Raw genomic sequence first — 21,678 nt, 5'->3', positions numbered from 1 at the left:
TTTTTGCGATCGCTCCTAATTATACTTTGTCGAGAGTGATAAAAGAGGGTTAATCTGCTCGGCAGCATCGCCCAACAGAAGCAGGCGACCCAGGCTCAGATCGCGATCGCCTGGCTGCTTGCTCAGAAGCCGTGGATTGTTCCGATCCCAGGCACCACGAAGTTGCATCGCTTGGACGAAAACATCGGGGCAGTCTCAGTCGAACTCACGCCCGACGATCTGCGTGACATCGATGACGCCGCCTCCAAGATCGCGGTACAAGGGGCTCGGTATCCCGAAAAGCTGGAGCAAATGACCGGTCGCTGAACGGCAAAAAATGTGTTCTTTGGTTGCATTCGGTAGCTCACTAAGCAAGGCAACACGTGCAAGGCAGATAGCTGGCAGCGATAGACGAGGGAGAGCAGTATGCGAGTTGGCATTCTAGGTTCGGGATTGATGCGTAGGCCGACTCGCGACGCTCTTCGCCCGTGCGGGGCATGAGGTAGTGTTCAGTTACCCGCGCCGCCACGAGAAACTGAAGAAGCTCGCGCAGGAAGCCGATGAGTAAGTAAGTTTTAATAATGGAGCTAAGCGGATTCGAACCGCTGACCCCCTCAATGCCATTGAGGTGCGCTACCAACTGCGCTATAACCCCAGAACCCTTACTAGGTAAGCTTTTTAAGCTTACTAATTAGTTCTATAAATTGTATTAGTTTAATCATTATGCAAGTTTATACAAGTTAAGTCAAGACAACTATATTAAGTTATTTTGCAGATGTTCCGGATCAAATGGCCGTAAGGTTGCTTGTCATGGGGCCACAACATCCCCATAAAAATAAGGAAAGCGAAACTAAAGCCCGCATCAGAGCTAAAGAAATACTGAACCAAAAGGGAACCAGTCCTCGGTAATGCAAAAATAAGAAGTTATGGGAGTACCTAGCGTGTTACCTGTACTTACCACGCCTCAAAAATCAGCAGGTGTTATTATAAGCGATCGCACAAGGAGTTGCAGCGTTACTATGGAATGAAAACTTTGCTTATGCCACAGGCTGGGATGAATCCTTTGACTGCGATCGCAGTCTTAGTAACAGCTTGAATTTCGACACCAATTAGTGAAAAAGCGACATTAATTTGTGAATGCACAATAGTCAAAAGAGACTTCTATAGAAATTCAGATCCCTAGTACTATTGATGACTAGAAGTTTAAACCCTTATCTTATCGTACTTTTAAAGTGGCTCAGGTCGGAGTTGAACCAACGACCCCAGGCTTATGAGTCCCGTGCTCTAACCAACTGAGCTACTGAGCCATGTTTTTCAAAATCATTAATCAATATAGCATAGAAATTTGCTCAAAACTAGCTCCTTTTGCAATTCTGTTAGAACTTTCATCCCTATTGAGATAATAGAAAGTAGAAGAGGGAGGTAGACTCCCTCAATTAACAAGGCAATAATTTAGTTACAGACAGCCAAGAATTATAGGCGTTGCGGTAACATAGCTATTGGGTTAACAGCACCCTTGCCTGATGGATGGATTTCAAAGTGGGTGTGTGGTCCAGTACTGTGACCAGTGCTACCCATTAAAGCAATTGTTTCTCCCTGATGTACTGCCTGACCAGGTTGCACCAGAATTTTGCTGTTATGAGCATAGCGAGTCGTGCTGCCATCAGGATGGCGGATTTCGACGAGGTTGCCGTAGCCACCATTGTTCCAACCAGCTTTTTGTATCGTCCCCTCAGCTGAAGCGACAACTGGCGTGCCAGTGGAGTTAGCAACGTCAATTCCTTTGTGCATTCTACCCCAGCGCCAGCCATACCCAGAAGTGAGAGTGCCCTTTGCTGGCCAGGTGTAAGCTAAGGTTGAGGAAGATGGAGGAGGTGTAAGTTCGTCAATGGGTCTGGGAAGATATTGATCCACTGCTGCCAAAGGCGGTAATACCTGTGGAGAAACTGTGGTTCCTCGCATCTTTCCTAGAGAGTCAGAGGCATTTACTCTTCCTAGAGGCGTTGCTACCCTTGTGGCAGATTGAGTGCGAGAGGGAGTCCACTGGCTAGCAGAACCTAGATTGGGCAAGAAATCTGGATTTACTGGCTCGGTAGGGCGTACAGTAGTACGGAATTGGGACTTAATTGGCTGAATGCTATAGTTAGCCCGAATCGGTGTCGGAACTGGAATAGGTATTGCTACACTATTTGGTCTAGATGCAGAGTTAGGTACGCTGAAATTATTGGGCGTAGAAATAGGAGTGAGCATAGCAGCATTATTTGCTTTGATCGCTACTGCCGGCTCAACTAAGTTACCAGACTGTTGAGCGCGATATTTGTGCTGTAACCTCTGGATTTCCGCTTGTAAGCCCTGCAAACGGTCATTATTGCTATTGTTTCCCCTTGCTACCCTATTCGCTGGTGTTTTAGGCTGTTGCATTTCGGCAAAAGCTTGTGGCACTGCAATATCACCACCGACACCATAAGATTTAGCACTGGAGGGGGCAGTTTCTAAGTCGGTCGTACTATTTGCCTGAATCTGTACAGTTACCGGTGTAGGGACGGCAACGCTACTGTTGTCGGCAATAGTTGGTGATGGTGAACTAGGTAGATATGAGTTAGCACTACCAATATTCAAAGGGGAGGTAGCAACATCAGGAGTTTTGCTAGACTCTACATAAGTGGGCTGACTCGCTACAGTTGCCTCAACTTGAACAGCAGGAATTTGAACAGCAGGAATAACTAGTTTTTGACTAATTCGCAGTTCATTGGGATTATTGAGGTTATTTGCTTTAACTAGTTCTGATACTGAAGTGTTGTATCTATTGGCGATCGCTGCTAGTGTATCTCCAGGCTTAACTTCGTAGGCTCTATGTGTCGAGGAGGCAATAATTACTGGTGCTGCTGGTACAGATGCTCTTGCCTGTGTCTTATGTTTTAACTTCGATATCAGGTTCGTTTGGCTGGCATCGCTAGAAGTGTCTAACTGGGCTGCTAATGTAGTCTTCTCAACCACAGTTGTCGGCTGTGCCAATTCTATATCAGCTTGTGATAAATTTTTGGTCTCTCCAGACTGCAACTGCGCCAGACTCTTTCTTAACCGATTCGATTTTTCTTGTAAGCGATTTAGTGCGAACTCTTGTTGCGCCTTCAGTTGTGCATTTATTTCACTGTTGACTGCCCCAGATGTTGCCACTGTTTGTGGCTGGGCAGTTAGTGATGCGTTTATACTATCAACACCATCAGCACTATAGTCAGACAGATTCTTGACTGTTGGAAAACTAGTTTCGGCTAAGGTATTGTTCAATCCCTGTGCCACTTTGGGCTTCAGGTAAGTAGAATTTTTATAACCTGCTGTTGTTTGAGAAAACGTGTTTGATGCAGGAACTTGCAAAGATATTCCACTTGCCGCGACTTGCCATTTAGCTTCAAGCCCAGGGACTTGTGAGACTGCCGTTGGTTCCACGATTACAGGATTTTCCGGCACGCTCACTGATGAGACTGCTTGGGACTCTAGCTTTGTGGAGGCGAATTTCACTCCGGTGTGAGGAACAGCAGGAATCGCTGAAGTTGCCTTTTGGCTGCCTACTGGCACCGCTGCTTGGGCTTGATCGCTTTGTCGAGTCACCAAAAGGCTGGTTGCTCCCATAGAGATTGCCAAGCCAATCATCGCCGCTTTTCTCCGCACCGGGCTGTTAACTTTTGGATTCATCAGATTTAGCAGTTCTACCGGGGCATCATCGCTGCTGGGGGTATTGTTCAACACAGCTTTTACTCTCTTTTTCAATGCTCGTTTCAAAGACGACCTCCTATGATCACTAGCGCTTAACTGACCTCGACTTTTCAGCTGGATATCTAGTCAATGATTTAGATCACAACGAACGATAGATCGAGATCACATTCACCAGAGATGCTTACGCAAGATTAACCTGCTTCTCTGATTTAGACAAGTTCACATCTGTTAGCAAAAGTTAAATTTTGCTTGTGTTTACTTGTCCGAACCACTCCTAACACCACTTAGGACGATTGATCTTACTCTTTACCATTATCCGCGCTTGTCTTGCGTCAATTGCGGGGACTGGACAAACTATTTGCCAAGTCCAAGTCGCTGCTGAAAATTAAATTGCGGCGACTTCTGGAAAAGTTATGCCCCCTGCTGTAGATATCTTCAAGATATTTCTACTCCATCCGTCTTCTCAACACGAGACTTTACGTTGATTATTCCCTAAAAAACAACCGTATTAACTATCGACTACTTTTGGGCTGATTTCTGTCCTTTTTTTGAACCAAAATAGCTCAAATGTAAGACATGACTGGATTTTAGCGGTTTTGTTCCTAGTTTAGGATGTTTTAAATTCATCAAAATCTATCATTCAAATTTGGCAATATCCCAAGTTTTATATACAAATTTCTTATAATAACCTTACTATACTTGTAAGTATCTTCCACTACATTTTACCAATAAACCCAATTTTTGGTATATTGTTTTACATATTATTGCTGTCACCAGAAAATTTTTGCAGTCAGAAATAAATCGTCTAATAAGTTTCTAGAAAAGTTATAAGTAAATACACTTATAATTAGGAATGTAAACAAATATTGTAAACAACTATTGTAAATAGCCTAACTGACGACGGGTTTCAAATAAGCCAATTGCTACACTTACTGACAGATTCAAGCTGCGAACCCCCGATTGGCTCATGGGAATATACAGGGTAGCATCGCAATCTGACAGAATTGCTGGTGGTAAGCCCGTGGTTTCACTACCAAACAGTAGCCAATCATCAGGTTGAAACTGAAAGCTTACATAATTACAATTTCCACCAACCGTATAACCCAACCATCTGCCGCCACGCCCCTGATGTAAGGTCTTAAAGGCTTCGAGGGATTCGTGATAGTGTAGTTTGACATAAGGCCAGTAATCTAAGCCAGCTCTTTTGAGGTAGCGATCGCTAATTTCAAACCCCAAAGGGCCCACCAAATGCAACTCTGTACCCGTAGCTGCACAAGTACGGGCAATATTACCTGTATTAGGAGGTATCTGCGGGTTAACTAAAACTACCTGAGGCATTATCCGTACAATTTAAGTATTGTATAAAAACAATTTATTGCCAATGTTAAATCTACCAAAAGACAGAGGCTATTCATAGGTTTTGTTAATAATAATCAAGCATCCTCTACCGATTAGATTTTTAAAACGAAGTACAAATCATCCCAGAGCAATGCCTGAGAGGATATTTGGCTACAATCGGTAAATATTAAGTTTTGTGTAGAAAAAGTAAGTACTTATGTATTTTAGGGATGGTAGTGACTGCAATAAAATCTACCATTTGTATGAAGACAGGAGATAGGGGCATGGGACATGGGGGATTGGGAAGAGACAAGGAAGGAAAAAACCTGTTCAATAATTCTCCCTAGTCCCCAGTCCCTAGTCCCCAGTCCCCAATGCCCAATCCCTTTTGAGTTAACCCAGCAGAGACGAACATAATTTGTCTTCGAGTTCAATTTCGCGCTCTTGGGTGGCAATAATAGCCTGAGTGATGACGCGCTGGCTGTCAAAACCGACTGCATGTAATTGCAACCACTGTTGAGCTTCATTGCCTTCGCGGAGGATTTTCTGCAAAGGGGAAAGGAAACAGCTAAAACCTTGTTGCTTGGCGATCGCCCAAACATCTTGGTAAATTTCGGCAATCCAATCTCTGGCTACAATGCTTCTGCCATCTTGCCAATGCCTTAACTGAGCATCAAGACTACTAGCAGCAGCAGCAGCTTCGTTGTCAGCAGTCAGAGTCACAAGTTCTTCAGCAGAGAAAGTACTTTGGGTTAACGGATCGATGCTGGTATTTTCGATTATTTGCAACAAACGCGCTTCTAATAAGGCAGTAATTGCTAGTAAGGCAATAGGATCTGTGACTAAATCGCAAATTCGCAATTCTAGGCGATTCAAGTTGTATGGACGGCGATCGCCATTTGGTCGCACTGATGTCCACAAATGCCGCACGTTTTGCATGGTTCCGGCAACGAGTTGATCTTCCACCCACTGAATATGATCGGCGTGGCTGGCAAATAAGGGCACACGACTCGGCGTTTGTGGGAAGACGCCCCAACGGGTGGAGTGATAGCCAGTAGCTTTGCCATCCAGGAAGGGAGATGAAGCGCTGAGGGCAAGAAATAGAGGTGCTTCCATACCGATGACTCGACACGCCCGCATTAATACTTCTGGGTCGCTGATGCCTATATTTATGTGTACGCTAGCGGTGACTACTTTTGTGCCGTAGGTATTTTCAATGAAGTCATGATAGGGGTTTGCTGGATCGGAACGGAGAAAGCGATCGCCCCCACCTAAAGATAAAGTACTCCCTGGTATTAAGGTGTAATCGCCCAAACGATTGAGGTAGTTTCGCAACTGCCGCCGGGGGCGCAGCAAGGCACACAATAAATTCTCGTAATTGTGAGATGGTTGGGTTATGTATTCGACGTTGCGGCTATCTGGCTCCCGCATAAATCCATCCAAAGCCGCAACAATTTTGTCGGAGAGACCGACGATTTCACCTTGAGGCGTGCCAGTGTACATCTCAATCTCAAAGCCTTTTAATAAGACCACCTTGTTCTCCTCGGCTCTCTCTGCCTATAAATTGTATCCAATAAGACGAGTCTCTGGATCTATCTTTAAGTCAATCAAAGGTTAAGAATCATTTAATTGCCAATTCCCGCGAAATCAAACGGTATATTTCTGGGCTGTCTTCCGATAAATTATTACTATTGAGGTATGAAAAATATCCTAGTGTGGGTTAATTACGGTATAAAATAAAACCATTGGGTGAATCACTCTCTTGAACAATCTTGAGACGTATAAACTGCGCCCATACTTCATCACTAAGTAAGTTGAAAGCAGTTTCGGGATTGTTAATTGCGATCGCGCTGATAACTTGACGCCATTTCTCTTGCAATTGCTCAATAAAAGCCTCTTCAAGAGAAACTTGACTCAGCAACGAAAGTGCTGCTTTAAAACTTGCTGAATCAGGTTGTATATTCTTTGACCTTAATCCTTGAAGTGCTACATTCAACCATACAGGCAGAAGTTCCAGCCAGTTATTTTGCTCTATCTTTTGGAGTGCAATATCTTCCATACCTAGCGCACCCCACACACACAAAGACTCTACAGCCAGTTTATAATCGCGGTTTACTAGAGCATTTTGCCATAATTTTTGAGCGTGATTTTGGAAGCGATTAGCGAGAAATTCATAAGCTTCCTGGACTTGATGGGGAATTGTCACTTTATAAACTGACTCGCCTAGTGGTAGGTAATCGCCGCGATAAGATAGCCAGTTATGAGATCCACAAAGATGGATTTGTTGATCAACTATTACTTCTTTGATATAGGAATCTCCCAACCAAAAAATCTGTACAGATGGTAAACCATCAGGTGTTTTTATCGCTCGAAGTTTTTTTTCTACTTCTGATGGAATTGGTTTATCTTCATCTTCTTGTCGCCGCGAAATTCCATATCCAATTAAAATCGATACTCCGCGATTCGCTAATTTCTGTAACAGAGTTAGAAGTTTTTCATTGACAACTGCCTGGTTTATCCACGGAGAGTAAATCATAACTTGACTTTTTGCCGAATTTAAAACTTCTAGAAAAGTTTGATAATTTTGCCTATCGCGTAACTGTATAGCTTCACCTGCCACTATAGAATTGTCTATTTTTAGATTGTTTACTGTGGCAGCTTTTAGCGCCTTTTGGCGAATATTTTCGAGTCTAGCTTCTATTTTAGGATTTTTATACTTGAGAATGGCTTCACGTTCAAAATTGATGGTTTCAGTTGACAATTCACATAATACTTGCAAAGAGATTTTACCTTCAGTGTGTAAAAATTCTAACCAATTTGATGCTGACTCTAAAACTTGTTTTCCATTTCTTATTTGGATACTCAATTTCTCTTTAAGAGCATCAAAGATAACGAAAAGTGATATCTTTTTCCAAATTTTTTGAGTTGAAGCTAGCATTTTGCAGGAAGTGACAATTTTTCCCTCTTCTGGCAGATGAAGTGCTAAACCGGAAGCTTGAATACTTTTTTGAATTTCCTCAAGGGGTAAGGAAGCAATATCAGTAATTGTATTATCAATAGTGAGAAAGTCTGCCAAGTCAGGCAAATTTATTGCTGTCTCATTTAAGGATTCAGATTGAAAAGTTATCTTGTTACTTAAAGGGTCTGTAATCGCATTAATTTGTATAGGATATGGCGGCTGTGGTACAGACCCTTTTTCATAAAATGAGCGACCTTCAGGAGTAACTGTTAGCGGTGATGTTGATGATAGAGTTTGTAAGGAACGAAGAGTTGCAGTAGTAGTTTTAATAAATACAGAATCAAGCCCAAGTACAGAGGCTAATTCATCTTCTGTTGGCGGAGGTTGAAATTCAATTGCAGCGCGGATAATAAATTCTTCGAGTACATTAAACTGACGTGGTTCTTTGATATTTACCTCTACCGGAGTTTGACGCAAACTATAACGGAATTGACGCGCTACTAAAACAGAGAAACTAGGACTTTGCGCTTCAATTTCGTCTACTAAATTTTTGAGATTGTCGTCAATCGGTTTAGCAGAAGAGGCGAGAAACATCAACGAAACCTCCATGTAGACGCACGATATTTGAAACATTGGAGCATATGCTCCCGACTCATCCACTCTGCTGAGTGAATAGCGAATAAAAACCCACAATTACTAGTAGTTTGTGAGCGTGAAAAAAAGCAAAGTTAACTCGTTCTGGCTTCTTGGCAAATCTCATATCTCCTTTACTATTATTGCGAACCATACTCGCAATGACGCAGGTATTTCCAAAATATTTTGGCGGCTCATTAGCCGCCAAGGGAATTTGTTTATTTTTTGTATACCAATTAATTGAGCAGCTGGGGTTCTCTCCCTAAAATCTTTATCCAAATCATCGTTGGCATTTAGCTTCCCCAGCAGAAGCCTCTCGCTCACCCGAAGGGGAGCGATGAGATGAATGCGTGTGAGTTGAGGAGCGTCCCCTGACCAATGTTCGCGTAGCGTTCCCGCCTTCTTAGCGCGAGGGAGGGGGACAGCGACGAAACGAGCAACTTCTTATGGTAAACTTGAACCATCTTGACTCTCCTCTCACAGCCGTAAGCGAAAACCAAGCTCATAGGCACAGGTTGCAAGAAAAAGTTATGGGTCTTGGGAACCAGGACTCCTGCCCTTGGAGGCAATGTAAGACCAATAGGATTACGGAGTCCTAAAGGCGATTGCCAATGAATTGGGAAGCCCACACTGTACCGTAGGTCAGCGTGTGGTAGTTCACATAACCACAATATTGGTGTTACTTAGAGCAGGATTGCCAGACAAGGCGGCAATCTGTAATGGTGCAGATCCGCCTAAGCTGCCGTCAGCATCGAAGAAAAAAGCTCCATTCGTCGTATTGTAAATAAACCGCTGGGTTGTCGTGTTTGCTGTGGTAATACCCGCACCGGAACGAAAACGGTCTGAGCTTAAGCTGCTTGAGACTAATCCCCCACCAAACCCTACAGCAGATATCTGAATCTTGTCGCCACCAGAGCCACTGAAACCATTAATCGTATCCAGGCGATCGCTGCCAGATGTAAACCGATAAACATCTGCCCCATCACCTCCGGTTAGCGCATCATTTCCGGCACCACCAACCAGGAGGTCATTACCAGTACCACCAATCAGTACGTCATTGCCAGCACCGCCAGTGAGTGTGTCATTGCCCCCAGCCCCACTGAGGTTATCGTTGCCGCTACCACCAGCGATCGCATTGTTCCCACCATCGCCGGTTAACACTAGTCCAAGATTGTTGAGGGTTAAACGGTAATCTCCTGTAGCCCCCGAACCAGCTACATCACCAAGACCTGTCACCGGGTTGTAATTGGAATTCGGGTTGAACGACACGCCGACGTAGTATGTGCCCGCCTGAGTGAATGTATAAGCCAAGTAGGAGAACTGGCTAGAGGCTTCACTGGGCGCGGCTCCATCGTTGTTAGCTGCGAGTTGTGTGCCATTCGAACTGAAGACCCTCAGATAAGTGTTGAGGTTTGACCCATTGCGAGAATCCACATCGAATCCGACTCGCTGCCCAGCAGAGACAGTAAACTTGACCAGATCGACATCAATTTGTGGATTCAAGGAAAAGTCAGCGAACTGACCTAGTGTCTTGATATTTCCTGTACGATTCTGAACTTCAGCGATCGTGTCATCAGGATCTTGACTCGGGCTGACGAACTTTGAGGTCAGCGTGTAGTTTGTGGAACCATTAACTCCTTGGACTCTGGCAAAATATCGACCAGCTCCAAGTACTCGTGAGAGAGTTTCTGTAGGCGAGTTCAAGGCGTTTGATGTCGCCAAGATATCACCCGCATCGATCACATTGTTGTTGTTGACATCCTTGATCAATGAAAGCGATAAGTCTTCACCAGCAACGCCCGTCGTGTTCAGGGTGACTTCGTAAGTATTTGGCAGATCAAAACGATAGAAGTCGTTGACATCGCTGGAGGCATCGAAGAATTGTTCGATATAGTCCTGAAAAGTTTGGTTAGGTGGGGTTGCTCCAGCGATCGCTACTAATGGGCGGGCTGTGCTTAAGGTGTTTCCAGCGTAGTCTGAGACCAGTCGCAGGTTATAGGCGGCCTGTTCACCGGTACCATTTGTATGCAAAAAGTACGTTCCTGCTGCCAAGTTTGCGGTCAGGGAACCAACACTAAACGGCGTAATTGTTTCACCAGCGTCGAGCCGCTGGTTATTGTTCGAGTCTCGGACAATAGACAGGGTGGGATTCTGGCTAGTTCTAGAGTAGTAGGGGTTATTAAATGCTGAAGCGGAGAGTTTACCAGCAGCGGTCATCGTGAACTTGAAGTAATCAGAGAAATCACCCGCACTGATGCCAAACCCATCACCCAAATCAAAGGGCGTCTCCCCAATCAAAGCACCGAGCGATCGCGCCTTTGATAGATTGTTATACGGCTGTGGATCGCTGTTAACAGCATCGAAGTCTGAATCTAGATCGAGCTGATAGTTGGTATAAGCTCCATTTGGCACCACTTGAACGTAATAAGTACCTGCCCCTAATGTGGTTGAGAGCTGATCGTCTCCTGGGTTTGAGGATGAGAGGAAGACTTCTCCAGAGGAAATAAACCCGTCGTTATTTGTGTCCCGAGCGAGGCGTAAATCGGCATCGAAGGTTGGAGTTGGGAAGGCAAAGGTATCGATGTCCAACCGTAAATCGATCGGTGATGTTTTATCCAGGGTGAATTTGTAAAGGTCGTTAGCATCTTCATAGGTTGGCCCAGATGGGCCTCCTACCATGTCGTACAAGCGACGACTAGTGCCGCTGAGGTTGCCTAAGTCTCGTGCTGTGCCAGTAACGTCACCCGCGTAATCAGTGACGATGCGGAGAGTGTACGGGTCGGAGCCGTAAGTCTGGGTGTACTTAACATAGTAAATGCCAGCAGGGGCAGAGTAGCGATCGACATTGAGACCGTTGCCCACCGTACCGGAGACCGTTTGGAGTACGTTGCCACTGGAGTCGAGCAATTGCATCCTGGCTTGCAACCCACCAGTATAGGTGAAGTCTTTCATCCGCAGACTGATAGTGCCAGGAGCTTCCATCGTAAACTTCACGACATCGACGTTATCGCGATAATCGAGATAGTCTTGCCAGCCAATCTTGTTATAAGCCAAATACTTACTGCTGCTTTGACCCCAACTGGTGCCGATATCCCTTGCTGTTGCTAAGGTTGGGCCAGAATAGTCGTTGTATAGGTACAGCCCATAGTTCGTCGTATTCGATGCGTTGTAGCTATGTACCTTAATGTAATAGTACTGATTGCCTTGTAGCGAAGCGTTGATCGTCTCGCTCTGGTTACTGCTGAGGGTACTACTGGCAACTAAGTTCTGGTTTTGATCGTAGAGATAGATGTCGGCATCGGCTGACAAGCCATTCAGAGGGGCGTAGAGAGTTGACGGCCCATAGAGGGTATAAAACTTGTAGTAATCATCCAAATCAGTTGGACTAACTGAGTCACTTGTATAGAAGTTCTGTTCAAGATAAATGTCAGGAACAACTGTCGCTTCATTGAAGTTATTGTTAGGTTCTGTCATCTGAATAATTTTCCAAATAAGTATATACAGGGAGAAAAAACTAGCAAATATGCATACACAATTCGTGAAAGCCTGCCAAGCTTCATGAGGAGCCTGAAAGTAATGTTATTTTCAGGCTTTTTTGATATAGCAAAGATGAAGTTTCAATAATCTTTACAAATTACGTGAAACCTCAACTAAAGTAATTCGACAACAATAGCAGGCAGGCTTTATGAAATCCGAGTGCTTGTATCTACCTTCTCCAATGATGGTGGTGATTCAGAAGAATTAACAATACTTTCTGGTGTTGAAAGCTCATCACTTACAACTCCATCCCATGAATAATTGCAGATTTTAGTACGAAGCAATGTACCAAACGTCAAGTTGATTGCTAGGGCGAAGGAATCGATAAAAATTAGATTTACAAAGCGGTCGATCATAGAAACCCCCTTGAGCTAAATTGAGCATCAAGTGATATTTGCTTTAGACTACACATGCCACAATCTCTTTTCCAGAAATGCATCGGATTTCATCAAGTGGAAAGAGAGAATGAGATTGCTGGCAAGGGCAAGAGGAAAAAATTTAATTCTCTATTGCTGGAATTTTAGGAAGAAATGACGCCATCTAAGGGACTTGATTTCATCAGTATAACTGCCACAAATGATGCAGATGACTGGATAAGCTGATGCGCGTCTAGATTGTACATCTTTGCATTTAGATCGTCCTTTGTCATTAGTCATCTGTCCTTTGAAATACAAATGACTAATGACCAATGACCAATGACAACCTTCTCCTGAAGGAGACGCTGCGCGAACACGATTAAATATACAAATTAAATGCGTAACAGCTTAATATCTACTGACACAGGGTAATTTGCCGAGTAGATAGCTTCAATTTCTTCTATACAATTATTAAGATTGCCATCAATAGGTTTAGCTGAAGAGGCGAGAAACATCAACGAAACCTTCATGAAGACTTACAATATTTGAAACTTCCGAATACATACTTCCGACTTTACCTGATTGATGGGTAAATAAATTATGACAACCCACAATTATCAGCAGTTCTTGAGCGCGGGAAAATGCAACATTTACCCGTTCTGGTTTCTTAGCAAATCCCACATCTCCTTTACTATTGTTGCGAACCATACTCACAATTACAACAGGTCTTTCCATACCTTGAAATCTGTCTACTGTACCAGTACGAATTTCTAGCGAAGGAAAAAGCTCAGATTGTAGACGTTCATCAATTTTTCTTAATTGAGCGCCATAAAATGTAATAACGGCAATTTCTTTTTTTGGCTCACCATTTGCAACTTTAGAAGCCCAAGTATTCTCAAACTGATGACACAAACGTTCAATCGCATCAATTTCTGGAGTATTAAAGTAAGAAGTTCCGTTTCGTTGCTCTAAAAACTGATTTTCTATAGGCGTTTTTACCCAGATAAGATGCTGAGATTCTTGGATAATTTCGTTTGCTAAATGATGCGCGCGTTTTGTATCTGGCTCCAAAATACCAGATTCTAGTTTACCGTCATAAAATTGATTGATTGCGCCCATAATAAATGGGTGCATTCGATACTGTGTAGTTAGCATTTGTTTGATGCTTTCATCAGCAGATTCAAACTGACTTTTAAATAGTGATTCTTCTAAGAATTGTAGTTCGTCTCGTGTATTGCCAATTGTTTGAGCAACTTCTTCTAAAGTGCTAGTATCAAGCATAGGTGGTAATTGCCGATGATCGCCTACCATGACTAACTTTTTACCTTTCAAAGCTGGGATTAGTAACTCTGGTGGAGTACACTTACTAACTTCATCAATAATGACGACATCAAAGGATTTGAATTCTTCAGAAAAACCTCTATTTGCAGCTTGAACACAGGTAATACCAACAACATTAGCATTATCTAAATAAATCCGCCTTAAATCGTCGCGGTCGCGCTCATTTGGCTGTCTTAACTTCCCGATCCAATCTTGTACAAAACTCTGATATTTATTCAGATAAGTTTTGTCTTTTTGAAGTTGTTGCTGCCAAGATTCAAACTGAATATTGACTTTGCGTAAAAACTCTATACTAAACAAGTCGGCTTGAGAATTTTCTGGTTTAAATTTATCAGGTATAGTTTGCCATTCTCTCAACCACCAGTTTCGTTCTTCTCTTAAGTTTCTTGATGGCTGTGGTTGTGATTTTTGTTCTAGTTCGCGTAGATTTATTTGTAGTTTTTGAACTTCCTGTAAAGAAGTTTCAGTTTCTTCTTGTAGCTTTAATAAATCCTCATTTAGAGAATGTTTAATTGTATCTAGCACAGCAAAAGGTTTTAATAATGAAATTAAAGCTTCAAGCTGAGTGATGCAAGTTTCCCAGTAATTTACTTGATTTGTAAACTCTTGGGGTTGCTCCCAAATATTTGATTGTGTTGCCAGATATTTTTCAACTAGAATACGTAATTGAGCAGGTATATTTGTTTGTTGATTAAGTTCTTGTAAGATATTAATCACCTGTCCAAGTTGGAAGTTAGCATCCTGCTGTGCTTTTTCTACCTCAGCTTGAGTAATCGATATTTGCTGTTGGCTAACTTCGTTTTTTTGAAGTTCATTTAGTTGTCGTTGCAGCGACTGAAGTTGTCGATCTGTTTCCGTTTTGACTTTTAAAACACATTGACGCGCATTTACAAGAATAGTATCTAGCAATTCTTGTGTAATGCAGGTGAGAGTAGAGTCAATGTTATTCCATTCCCATGATGCACTATAACTCCGTTGCATTCTAATTAAAAAAACTTGAGTATTTTCAACTAGTAATTTTCGCTGTTTGGGGTTGAGTAGCTGATAATTGTTAAACTGTTGATAGGTTTCTTGCCATTGAGTGCGATCGCTCTTTGATAGCACCATTGGAATCTGACTAAAATTTTCTTGTAAAAAATAGCTAAAATTATGCTGTTTACCCCGTCTGTCAATAAAACCCCCGTCTATTTCATAAGCGATCGCCTTTGCTAATACTTCCCATTCAGGTAGGTTAATTTTATAAATATTTGGTACTATTGGTAGTTTTAATGTATTAGCAAACATCAACAAACCTAGCGGCAAGTCAACTAAATTTTCTGTGAGTGGTAAACCTGATTGATGACATTCTTTTAAAGTTTGATAGAGATGAGAAGGTGCTGTATATTTCCATTCCTTAACTGCTGAGATAATATAATCTATTTCCCGTTGGCGGTTTTGCCATATCTGGATTGTTTGTTGTATGTTTTGCAATTTAGTAAGATATTGCTGATAATCTGGTTGTAACTGATTTAACGAGGCGAAATTTTGTTTGACAACCTCCACTGATGCTGCAACTTCTAAGATGGCTTTACTTGCCTCTTGAGCATAAGTCAAAGAAGTTTTAAATCCAGAAATTTCTCTTGTTACAGTTTCACGCAACCAAGCCGCTAAACCAAAAGCACCAAGCGCCGGACGCACAAAGCCAAGTTCATCAGTATATTTGATGGTTTGACGAACATTTGCTAAAAATTCTTCTACTAAACTGTTACCTTCTGTGTAGGGCTTAAGAATTGGCAAAAAATCTGTAACTTCTGAAGCTTCCCAGTTGATATTTGGTGCAGTATTTAATATATTTTTTAATTTTGCAATTAGTGATTCAACCTCGTTATGTTTTTCTACAGTTTCGTTGTAAGATTTTTCTTGATTTTGAAAGTTTACCTCTAGCTTTACCTTATTTTTATTGAATTTAGTATGTTGCTGATTAAATTCTTCCTCTGCTTGGAAGTAGGCTGTGAATCTTTGTAATGATGCCAGTAATTGACTGAAATTTTTGATATTCTCCAGCCGTTGAGTCAGATTAGTTTCACAGTCAGTGGCAGTATTTTCTAACCATTTGCCAATCACTTGGTCTTCTAGAAAAGGCTGTCCTTCTTCCCCAACTTTTTCGGCTCTCCCCTTGCGTACAGCCCGAATCACTGGGTTATGAACTAATCGACTTAGGGCGTTATCTACTGCTAAATTGGCTTGAGATGCGATTAGAGTTCGTCCACCGCGAAGCGCAATTTGATAGCAAATCTCGGCAATTACGGTAGTTTTCCCAGTACCTGGTGGCCCTTGGATGAGAACAATATCCTTCGCGGCAAGTACCTTTTCTACTGCTGCTTTCTGACCAGGATTTGCAGAAGATAATAACAAATCTTGTGGTTGAAGTTCGATAGTTGTTTTGATTTGTCTAGCCTGAGAAGCATCGAATAAAAAGTTGCCCAAATATGGATTTTGGGTGTAACCATTATTCAAATCATCCAAAGCTTTTTTCTTGCGCTGAATCTGCTGAATATCACCAACTGCCTCAAAACACAAAAATCCTGTATCTGGTAACTTATAACGCTCGGTTGCCATGAATTCAGCTAAGTCGCGTTCTAATCTGAGGCTGATGATACAACGGTTGGGGTCAACTTCTTCAACAGTCCCTAATTGACGACCGCTAATCCAATTTTTGCCAACGGGAGCAGTTTCAAAAAGCTTTAAATCTTCGTTTTTTATGCGTCTTGCTCGTTCCCAGAAGTTTTCTACATCGAGGGAATTTTGATAAAAACCGTCAAGGGTGGCTGAGGCTACATCAATTTCAAAACTAATCCGCCTTTTAAAGTTATAGTTATGACCTACGTAACGCACACAAAATTGACGCGCTTTAGCGATTTTTTCTTCAATTTGCAAAAACGCTTTCCAAGCTTTCAGCTGATCTTCTGTAGGCACATGGTCGCCACAAACTGGCGCGGTTGCGATGCGTTTCAATGTCGTCGGCGGAATGTCGAGATGATGCTGATGATTAGGCAGCAAGCGCAAGCGACAAGATATAGCATAGCTATCGGCGTGTCCCCGTGAGGGTTGTAATAACTGAGCCGAAAGTATTTTTAAACCGCCGCGTCCATCTTTTGGTACAGCTGCTCTAAATCCTAATGTTTTTTTGAGCTTCTCAAGTCTTGTAGGTAACTGAAAATCATCGGAGTCTGTTGCTATTGTCAAATCCCAAATTTCCTCTCTTGCCTCTTTCCCTGCACCCATGCGACGCACATAAAACAGAGAAGGTTTTTTACCCACACATTCCAACATTAACTCATTGGCACGATCGCGCCGCTCTCTAAATTCAGGATATGATTTCAGAGCAGTTTCACCTTCAAGATGGCGGATAAAGCTATCAATTGATGAAGCTATAAACATATAGCCCCAATCTTCAGAGTGTGTTTTAATTTTCGAGGATTTTGCTGTTAGTTTATTTATTGCTATACGAATGCGTTCTGCATCGGATTCTGAGATTGCACTAGTATGGCTTTTGACTGCAATTTTGAGTTTTTCACAAATTACTAATAGCTTCTTGCTATCCAAATTCAATTCTTTTGCTAGTTCGTAGATTCTGAGTTTGCCGCTGTTCATCGACTATTGCCCTTGTCCTTATTAGCCCAACCGTCTTGAATATTTTACTGATTTAAAAATTATTTTTGTAATCGCAAAAAGAATGATTATTGTGACACCGTAAAACAAAGTATCTAATAAAAATGCCCCAATATTTATATTTTGGAAATCTTCAACTCCGATTCTCCCCCAACCATGTACAGGTGAGCCAGCATTATCGTCATACACTATTGGGAATGGAAACCCAGCTGTTAAGGAATTACCACCTATACAGGCATTGAGAGGACATGGTTCACTGAAGCAGAATCGCTCACAATCAGGAGGATTTTGATACCATAACGATAATATAGCAAACGGAATTCCTAACAATGAACTCAATATTATTGCTGCTATTGCTTTTCTAAATTTGCTCATCTAAGGAACTTTCAAAGAATAAATTAATCAAAAAAACTCAAGCAGGTGTATCAAAGTTTATACTGCTGATAAACTTCACTAGCGGCGCGATGCAGCAAGGAGTGTCGCCAAACTAAAGATTTCATGTCATCAGCATAACCACCACCAATGACGCAGGCGACGGGATAACCGCTACTCATACAGGTACTCAAAACCTGCATTTCCCGGCGAAAAATGCCAGCATCTGTAAGGGCTAATTTGCCCAAGCGATCGCCTATATGAGGGTCAACACCAGCATCATAAAATACTAAGTCTGGCTTGACTTTAAACAATAAATCTGATAAGTAATTCGCCAAGGTTTGCAAATAAGCGTCATCTTCCATTCCCACCGGCAAAGGAACATCCAAATCGCTGTTTTGTTTAGTACCGGGGAAATTCACTTCGCAGTGCATGGAGAAAGTAAAAACACTGTCGTCATCTTGAAAAATAAAAGCTGTACCGTCTCCTTGGTGGACATCCAAATCGACAATTAGGATTTTTTGAACGAGTCCGAATTTTTGTAAAACGCGACAAGCGATCGCTATATCGTTGAAAATACAAAAACCAGATCCATAACTAGGAAAAGCATGATGAGTTCCACCAGCCGTATTACAAGCTAAACCCTGACTTAGTGCTAATTTTGCAGTGAGTATTGTACCACCTACAGCTACACAGGTACGATTTGCTAATGCCGGACTCCAAGGCAAACCAATACGTCGCTGTGCTTTGGCCTCTAGGGTTCCTTTACAGTAAGCTTGAACGTAGTTTGGAGTGTGGACTAACTCTACCAATTCTAAGGGCGGACGTTCGGGGGTATAAAATTGTTCTTGATTAGCTACACCATCAGCTAACAGCAATTCGTAAAGTTGTCGGAACTTAGACATCGGGAAGCGATGTCCTTCTGGTAAGGGAGCAATGTAATCTGAGTGGTAAATAATTGGCAAGTCCATAGTCCAGAAAATCTCAAGCAGGTAATCCGGCAAATAACAAGGTAAGATTTAGCCATAATCACAGCCAAAATGCTGCTCTTGTAAATCTAAAATTCCAAATTTAAAATTGATATGATGGAATGGATTACGCCGATAGTGTTTATTCTATCTGGCTTTCTGGCTGGAATAGTCGGTGAAAAAGTTATTTTCAAAAAACTAGAAACATTTGTTAATAATAAACGAATTGCCGGGAGTAGAATTATATTTCACTCTCTACACCGGATGACTTTTCTTTGGTTTGTCATTGGCGGTTTTTTTTGGGCAGTTCTGAGTTCTCCCCTGAAGCCAAATGTTGCCATCGTACTGCAAAAAATTCTGACGATGGCATTTCTGTTTTCAATAACTTTAGTCTTGGCCAAATTGACTGCTGGTTTTGTTAATTTATATATTCGCAGAGCAGAAGGGGTTCCTACATCACTAATTTCTAACCTTGCCAAGGCTACTGTTTTCCTTTTGGGAACATTAATCATCTTGCAAACAGTGGGTGTTCAAATTACACCGATAGTCACGACTTTAGGTATTGGTGGTTTAGCGGTTGGTTTGGCACTTCAAGACACACTTGCAAATCTATTTTCTGGTTTTTACTTAATTATTTCTAAGCAAGTTAGAACTGGAGACTATGTGAAATTAGATGCTGGACATGAGGGATATGTTATAGATATTTCTTGGCGGAATACCACAATTAAAGAAATTTCCAATAATGTAGTCATTGTTCCTAATTCTAAGTTGTCTTCTGCAATTTTCATAAACTATCATTTACCCGCCAAGGAAATTACTTTAACAATGGATGTAGGTGTAAGTTATGATAGCGATTTGGAACAAGTTGAAAAAGTGACTGTAGAAGTTGCCAAAGAAGTCATGCAAGAAATTGCACCGGAATTAAAAGAAAATGAACCATATATCAGATTTCATACTTTTAATGATTTTAGTATAGATTTTACGCTTTATATGCGGGTAAATGAATACTTCGATCAGCGTATGGGTAAACATCTTTTTGTTAAGAAATTACACAAACGCTATCAGCAAACAGGAATTCAAATTCCTTTTCCCATCAGAGAGGTTTATGTACCAAATAATGTAAATAAAATTTCGGCATTAAATTCAGACTAACTCTTGTTAAGGCAGGTGTTTTATAGGGAATTTTGGCGTTGCATAATGGCGGTATGAATTGAGGTGAAACTGGATGGAATGTCCGCGTTGTGGGTCGTCCCGTATCCGTAAGAACGGAAAAAAAAGAGGTAAAGAATCACATTTGCTGTGATTGCGAAGTGCGTTCCGCCCCGCTCCGCTAACGCCAATTCATTGATCGCTACGAACCACCCCAAGGATACAGTGATGAAGTGAAACGGGAATGCCTGAAAATGTATCTTAATGGTATGGGATTTCGTGGGATAGAACGGGTCAAAGGTGTGCATCACACGACGTTGATTACTTGGGTAAAACTTGTCGGAGAACTACTGCCTGATGCCTACGACCTACAGACAATTCCAGAAGTTGGTGAACTTGATGAACTAGAAACATTCGTCGGCTCAAAAAAAACAAAATCTGGCTTTGGACAGCAGTGAACCACTTCACACAAGGTATTTTAGCCTGGGTCTTGGGCGACCATAGCGCCGAAACCTTTCAACCGTTATGGGATATCGTGGGCACTTGGCAGTGCTATTTTTAGATCACAGATGGATGGTTGGTCTATCCAGGCTTGATTCCAGAGGGCGACCAGATTGTGAGCAAGATTTACATGACGCGGGTTGAGGGTGAAAATACCCGGTTGCGACACTACCTGCAAGGGTTGCATCGTAAGACGCTATGTTATTCCAAATCAGCACAAATGCTGAGATACTCAATTCGATTGTTACTTCACTATCTAAAATTTTGGGATGTTCCAGTTTTGCAATGATTCATACCGCCATTATGCAACGCCGGAATTTTTAAATTTTTTTACCCTGAATTGGAAAAATCCAGGGTTAGCATGTTTGTGACTTAGATTGCTAATGCTCGTTTTTCTAATGGTAATTCAAAGCGATCGCCTGGTTTTGGCTCAAGTACCTTCGTCGCAAGATTGTTTTTCTCAAGTAACAAGCGAAATTCCTCAGCAGTTCCTTTAGTCTGAATCAATTTCATCAACAATCCCTCAAACGCCACATCTCCACCAGCCGCTGTAGGTATTATTACTTGAGGCTGTAATGATTTTACGACTTCTAAAGCACTATTTTGTCCTTTAATAATCGACCCAAGCAAAGGTAGTGTCATATCAATAAACGGTGTAATCACTACATCGATAGGTGTAGCTTGCTGAAGTTCTGGGGAATGATACCCGTGAGGCTCGTAGTATACAGTTAAACCACTCTCCAATTCTTTGAGGAGATAACTATTTTCTACCAAAGTGGGGCCAATTGGAGAGCCGGGGAAAGCCTTGATTTCAATTTGATTATTTAAAGTGAAAGTTTCACCATGAGCTAATACTGTTAATTGGGTGTAGCCTAACTGCTGCACTACCTTAGCTGCATTGGGAGAAGCTATAACCTTGATGCTGCGATCTAACAGCTTGAGCGTTGGTGGGTGAGCGTGGTCTTCTAAACCCTGAGATAGCAGGATCAAATCAATATTATCTGGGATTGGGCGATTTTGCGATCGCGAACCTTTAAACAACCAATCCAAATTGCTGAAAATTAACGAACCAACCAGCCAAGGGTCAATTAATATTCTTTTATTACCAATTTCCAGCAGCCAAGAGTTACTGTCTAACCAAGTTAAAAACATAAATTTTATAAAGATAACGCCTACCTTC

Annotated in this window: 13 protein-coding genes, 2 tRNA genes and 1 pseudogene; 3 read left to right on the top strand and 13 right to left on the bottom strand. The window is 42.0% G+C overall.

Features of this window, described 5'->3' with window-relative positions:
• The first annotated feature begins 54 nt into the window (after positions 1-54).
• Positions 55-306, top strand: a complete 252-nt coding sequence (locus RMY63_RS26030; protein WP_322731473.1) for an aldo/keto reductase — start codon at positions 55-57, stop codon at positions 304-306.
• A 255-nt stretch (positions 307-561) separates the two neighbouring features.
• Here the strand turns inward: RMY63_RS26030 and RMY63_RS26025 are convergent.
• The 12 genes from RMY63_RS26025 to RMY63_RS25970 form a co-directional block, all read right to left on the bottom strand.
• Positions 562-634: transfer RNA gene (locus tag RMY63_RS26025), tRNA-Ala, on the bottom strand.
• Positions 635-996: 362 nt separating this feature from the next.
• Positions 997-1,131: a hypothetical protein gene (locus RMY63_RS26020; protein ID WP_322731470.1), complete on the bottom strand. Its 135-nt coding sequence runs from the start codon at positions 1,129-1,131 to the stop codon at positions 997-999.
• 81 nt (positions 1,132-1,212) lie between these two features.
• Positions 1,213-1,286: transfer RNA gene (locus tag RMY63_RS26015), tRNA-Met, on the bottom strand.
• Positions 1,287-1,452: 166 nt separating this feature from the next.
• A complete protein-coding gene (locus RMY63_RS26010) occupies positions 1,453-3,759 on the bottom strand; it encodes a peptidoglycan DD-metalloendopeptidase family protein (RefSeq protein ID WP_322731469.1) in 2,307 nt (768 codons plus the stop codon).
• An 810-nt stretch (positions 3,760-4,569) separates the two neighbouring features.
• Positions 4,570-5,031 carry a tRNA (cytidine(34)-2'-O)-methyltransferase gene (locus RMY63_RS26005; protein WP_104908475.1) on the bottom strand — a complete coding sequence of 154 codons (462 nt, stop codon included), beginning with the start codon at positions 5,029-5,031 and terminating at the stop codon, positions 4,570-4,572.
• 393 nt (positions 5,032-5,424) lie between these two features.
• Positions 5,425-6,564: a glutamate--cysteine ligase gene (gshA, locus tag RMY63_RS26000; RefSeq protein WP_322731468.1), complete on the bottom strand. Its 1,140-nt coding sequence runs from the start codon at positions 6,562-6,564 to the stop codon at positions 5,425-5,427.
• A 187-nt stretch (positions 6,565-6,751) separates the two neighbouring features.
• Positions 6,752-8,584: a hypothetical protein gene (locus tag RMY63_RS25995; RefSeq protein WP_322731467.1), complete on the bottom strand. Its 1,833-nt coding sequence runs from the start codon at positions 8,582-8,584 to the stop codon at positions 6,752-6,754.
• A 696-nt stretch (positions 8,585-9,280) separates the two neighbouring features.
• Positions 9,281-12,097 carry a pre-peptidase C-terminal domain-containing protein gene (locus RMY63_RS25990; RefSeq protein ID WP_322731466.1) on the bottom strand — a complete coding sequence of 939 codons (2,817 nt, stop codon included), beginning with the start codon at positions 12,095-12,097 and terminating at the stop codon, positions 9,281-9,283.
• 209 nt (positions 12,098-12,306) lie between these two features.
• Positions 12,307-12,516, bottom strand: coding sequence for a hypothetical protein (locus RMY63_RS25985; protein WP_322731465.1), 210 nt, complete (start codon positions 12,514-12,516; stop codon positions 12,307-12,309).
• Positions 12,517-13,008: 492 nt separating this feature from the next.
• Complete coding sequence (locus RMY63_RS25980; RefSeq protein WP_322731464.1) at positions 13,009-17,490, bottom strand: translation initiation factor IF-2 N-terminal domain-containing protein; 4,482 nt, start codon at positions 17,488-17,490, stop codon at positions 13,009-13,011.
• Positions 17,491-17,511: 21 nt separating this feature from the next.
• Entirely contained in the window at positions 17,512-17,883 is a 372-nt protein-coding gene (locus RMY63_RS25975; RefSeq protein WP_322731463.1) for a hypothetical protein, read from the bottom strand.
• A gap of 50 nt (positions 17,884-17,933) precedes the next feature.
• Positions 17,934-18,851: a histone deacetylase gene (locus RMY63_RS25970; protein ID WP_322731462.1), complete on the bottom strand. Its 918-nt coding sequence runs from the start codon at positions 18,849-18,851 to the stop codon at positions 17,934-17,936.
• 111 nt (positions 18,852-18,962) lie between these two features.
• Between RMY63_RS25970 and RMY63_RS25965 the strand changes: the two genes are divergently transcribed.
• Together RMY63_RS25965 and RMY63_RS25960 are read left to right on the top strand one after the other, a co-directional pair.
• A complete protein-coding gene (locus RMY63_RS25965) occupies positions 18,963-20,000 on the top strand; it encodes a mechanosensitive ion channel family protein (RefSeq protein ID WP_322731461.1) in 1,038 nt (345 codons plus the stop codon).
• Positions 20,001-20,073: 73 nt separating this feature from the next.
• Positions 20,074-20,787, top strand: a pseudogene (locus RMY63_RS25960) (IS1 family transposase).
• Positions 20,788-20,870: 83 nt separating this feature from the next.
• On the opposite strand, the gene RMY63_RS25955 reads toward RMY63_RS25960, so the two are convergent.
• A complete protein-coding gene (locus RMY63_RS25955) occupies positions 20,871-21,650 on the bottom strand; it encodes an MBL fold metallo-hydrolase (protein ID WP_322731460.1) in 780 nt (259 codons plus the stop codon).
• Positions 21,651-21,678: the final 28 nt, after the last annotated feature.

Origin of the sequence: Nostoc sp. ChiQUE01b, from assembly GCF_034531255.1 — a bacterium.
Lineage (GTDB): Bacteria > Cyanobacteriota > Cyanobacteriia > Cyanobacteriales > Nostocaceae > Nostoc.
The sequence above is the reverse complement of the archived record's forward strand: the minus strand, read 5'-3'. Positions and strand labels throughout refer to the sequence as shown.

What these genes read in the sequence shown, in the direction of transcription:
- RMY63_RS26005 (WP_104908475.1), bottom strand. Translation starts at nt 5,031, where the DNA reads ATGCCTCAGGTAGTTTTAGTTAACCCGCAGATACCTCCTAATACAGGT.
- RMY63_RS25995 (WP_322731467.1), bottom strand. Translation starts at nt 8,584, where the DNA reads ATGTTTCTCGCCTCTTCTGCTAAACCGATTGACGACAATCTCAAAAAT.
- RMY63_RS25990 (WP_322731466.1), bottom strand. Translation starts at nt 12,097, where the DNA reads ATGACAGAACCTAACAATAACTTCAATGAAGCGACAGTTGTTCCTGAC.
- RMY63_RS25985 (WP_322731465.1), bottom strand. Translation starts at nt 12,516, where the DNA reads ATGATCGACCGCTTTGTAAATCTAATTTTTATCGATTCCTTCGCCCTA.
- RMY63_RS25980 (WP_322731464.1), bottom strand. Translation starts at nt 17,490, where the DNA reads ATGAACAGCGGCAAACTCAGAATCTACGAACTAGCAAAAGAATTGAAT.
- RMY63_RS25975 (WP_322731463.1), bottom strand. Translation starts at nt 17,883, where the DNA reads ATGAGCAAATTTAGAAAAGCAATAGCAGCAATAATATTGAGTTCATTG.
- RMY63_RS25970 (WP_322731462.1), bottom strand. Translation starts at nt 18,851, where the DNA reads ATGGACTTGCCAATTATTTACCACTCAGATTACATTGCTCCCTTACCA.
- RMY63_RS25965 (WP_322731461.1), top strand. Translation starts at nt 18,963, where the DNA reads ATGATGGAATGGATTACGCCGATAGTGTTTATTCTATCTGGCTTTCTG.
- RMY63_RS25955 (WP_322731460.1), bottom strand. Translation starts at nt 21,650, where the DNA reads ATGTTTTTAACTTGGTTAGACAGTAACTCTTGGCTGCTGGAAATTGGT.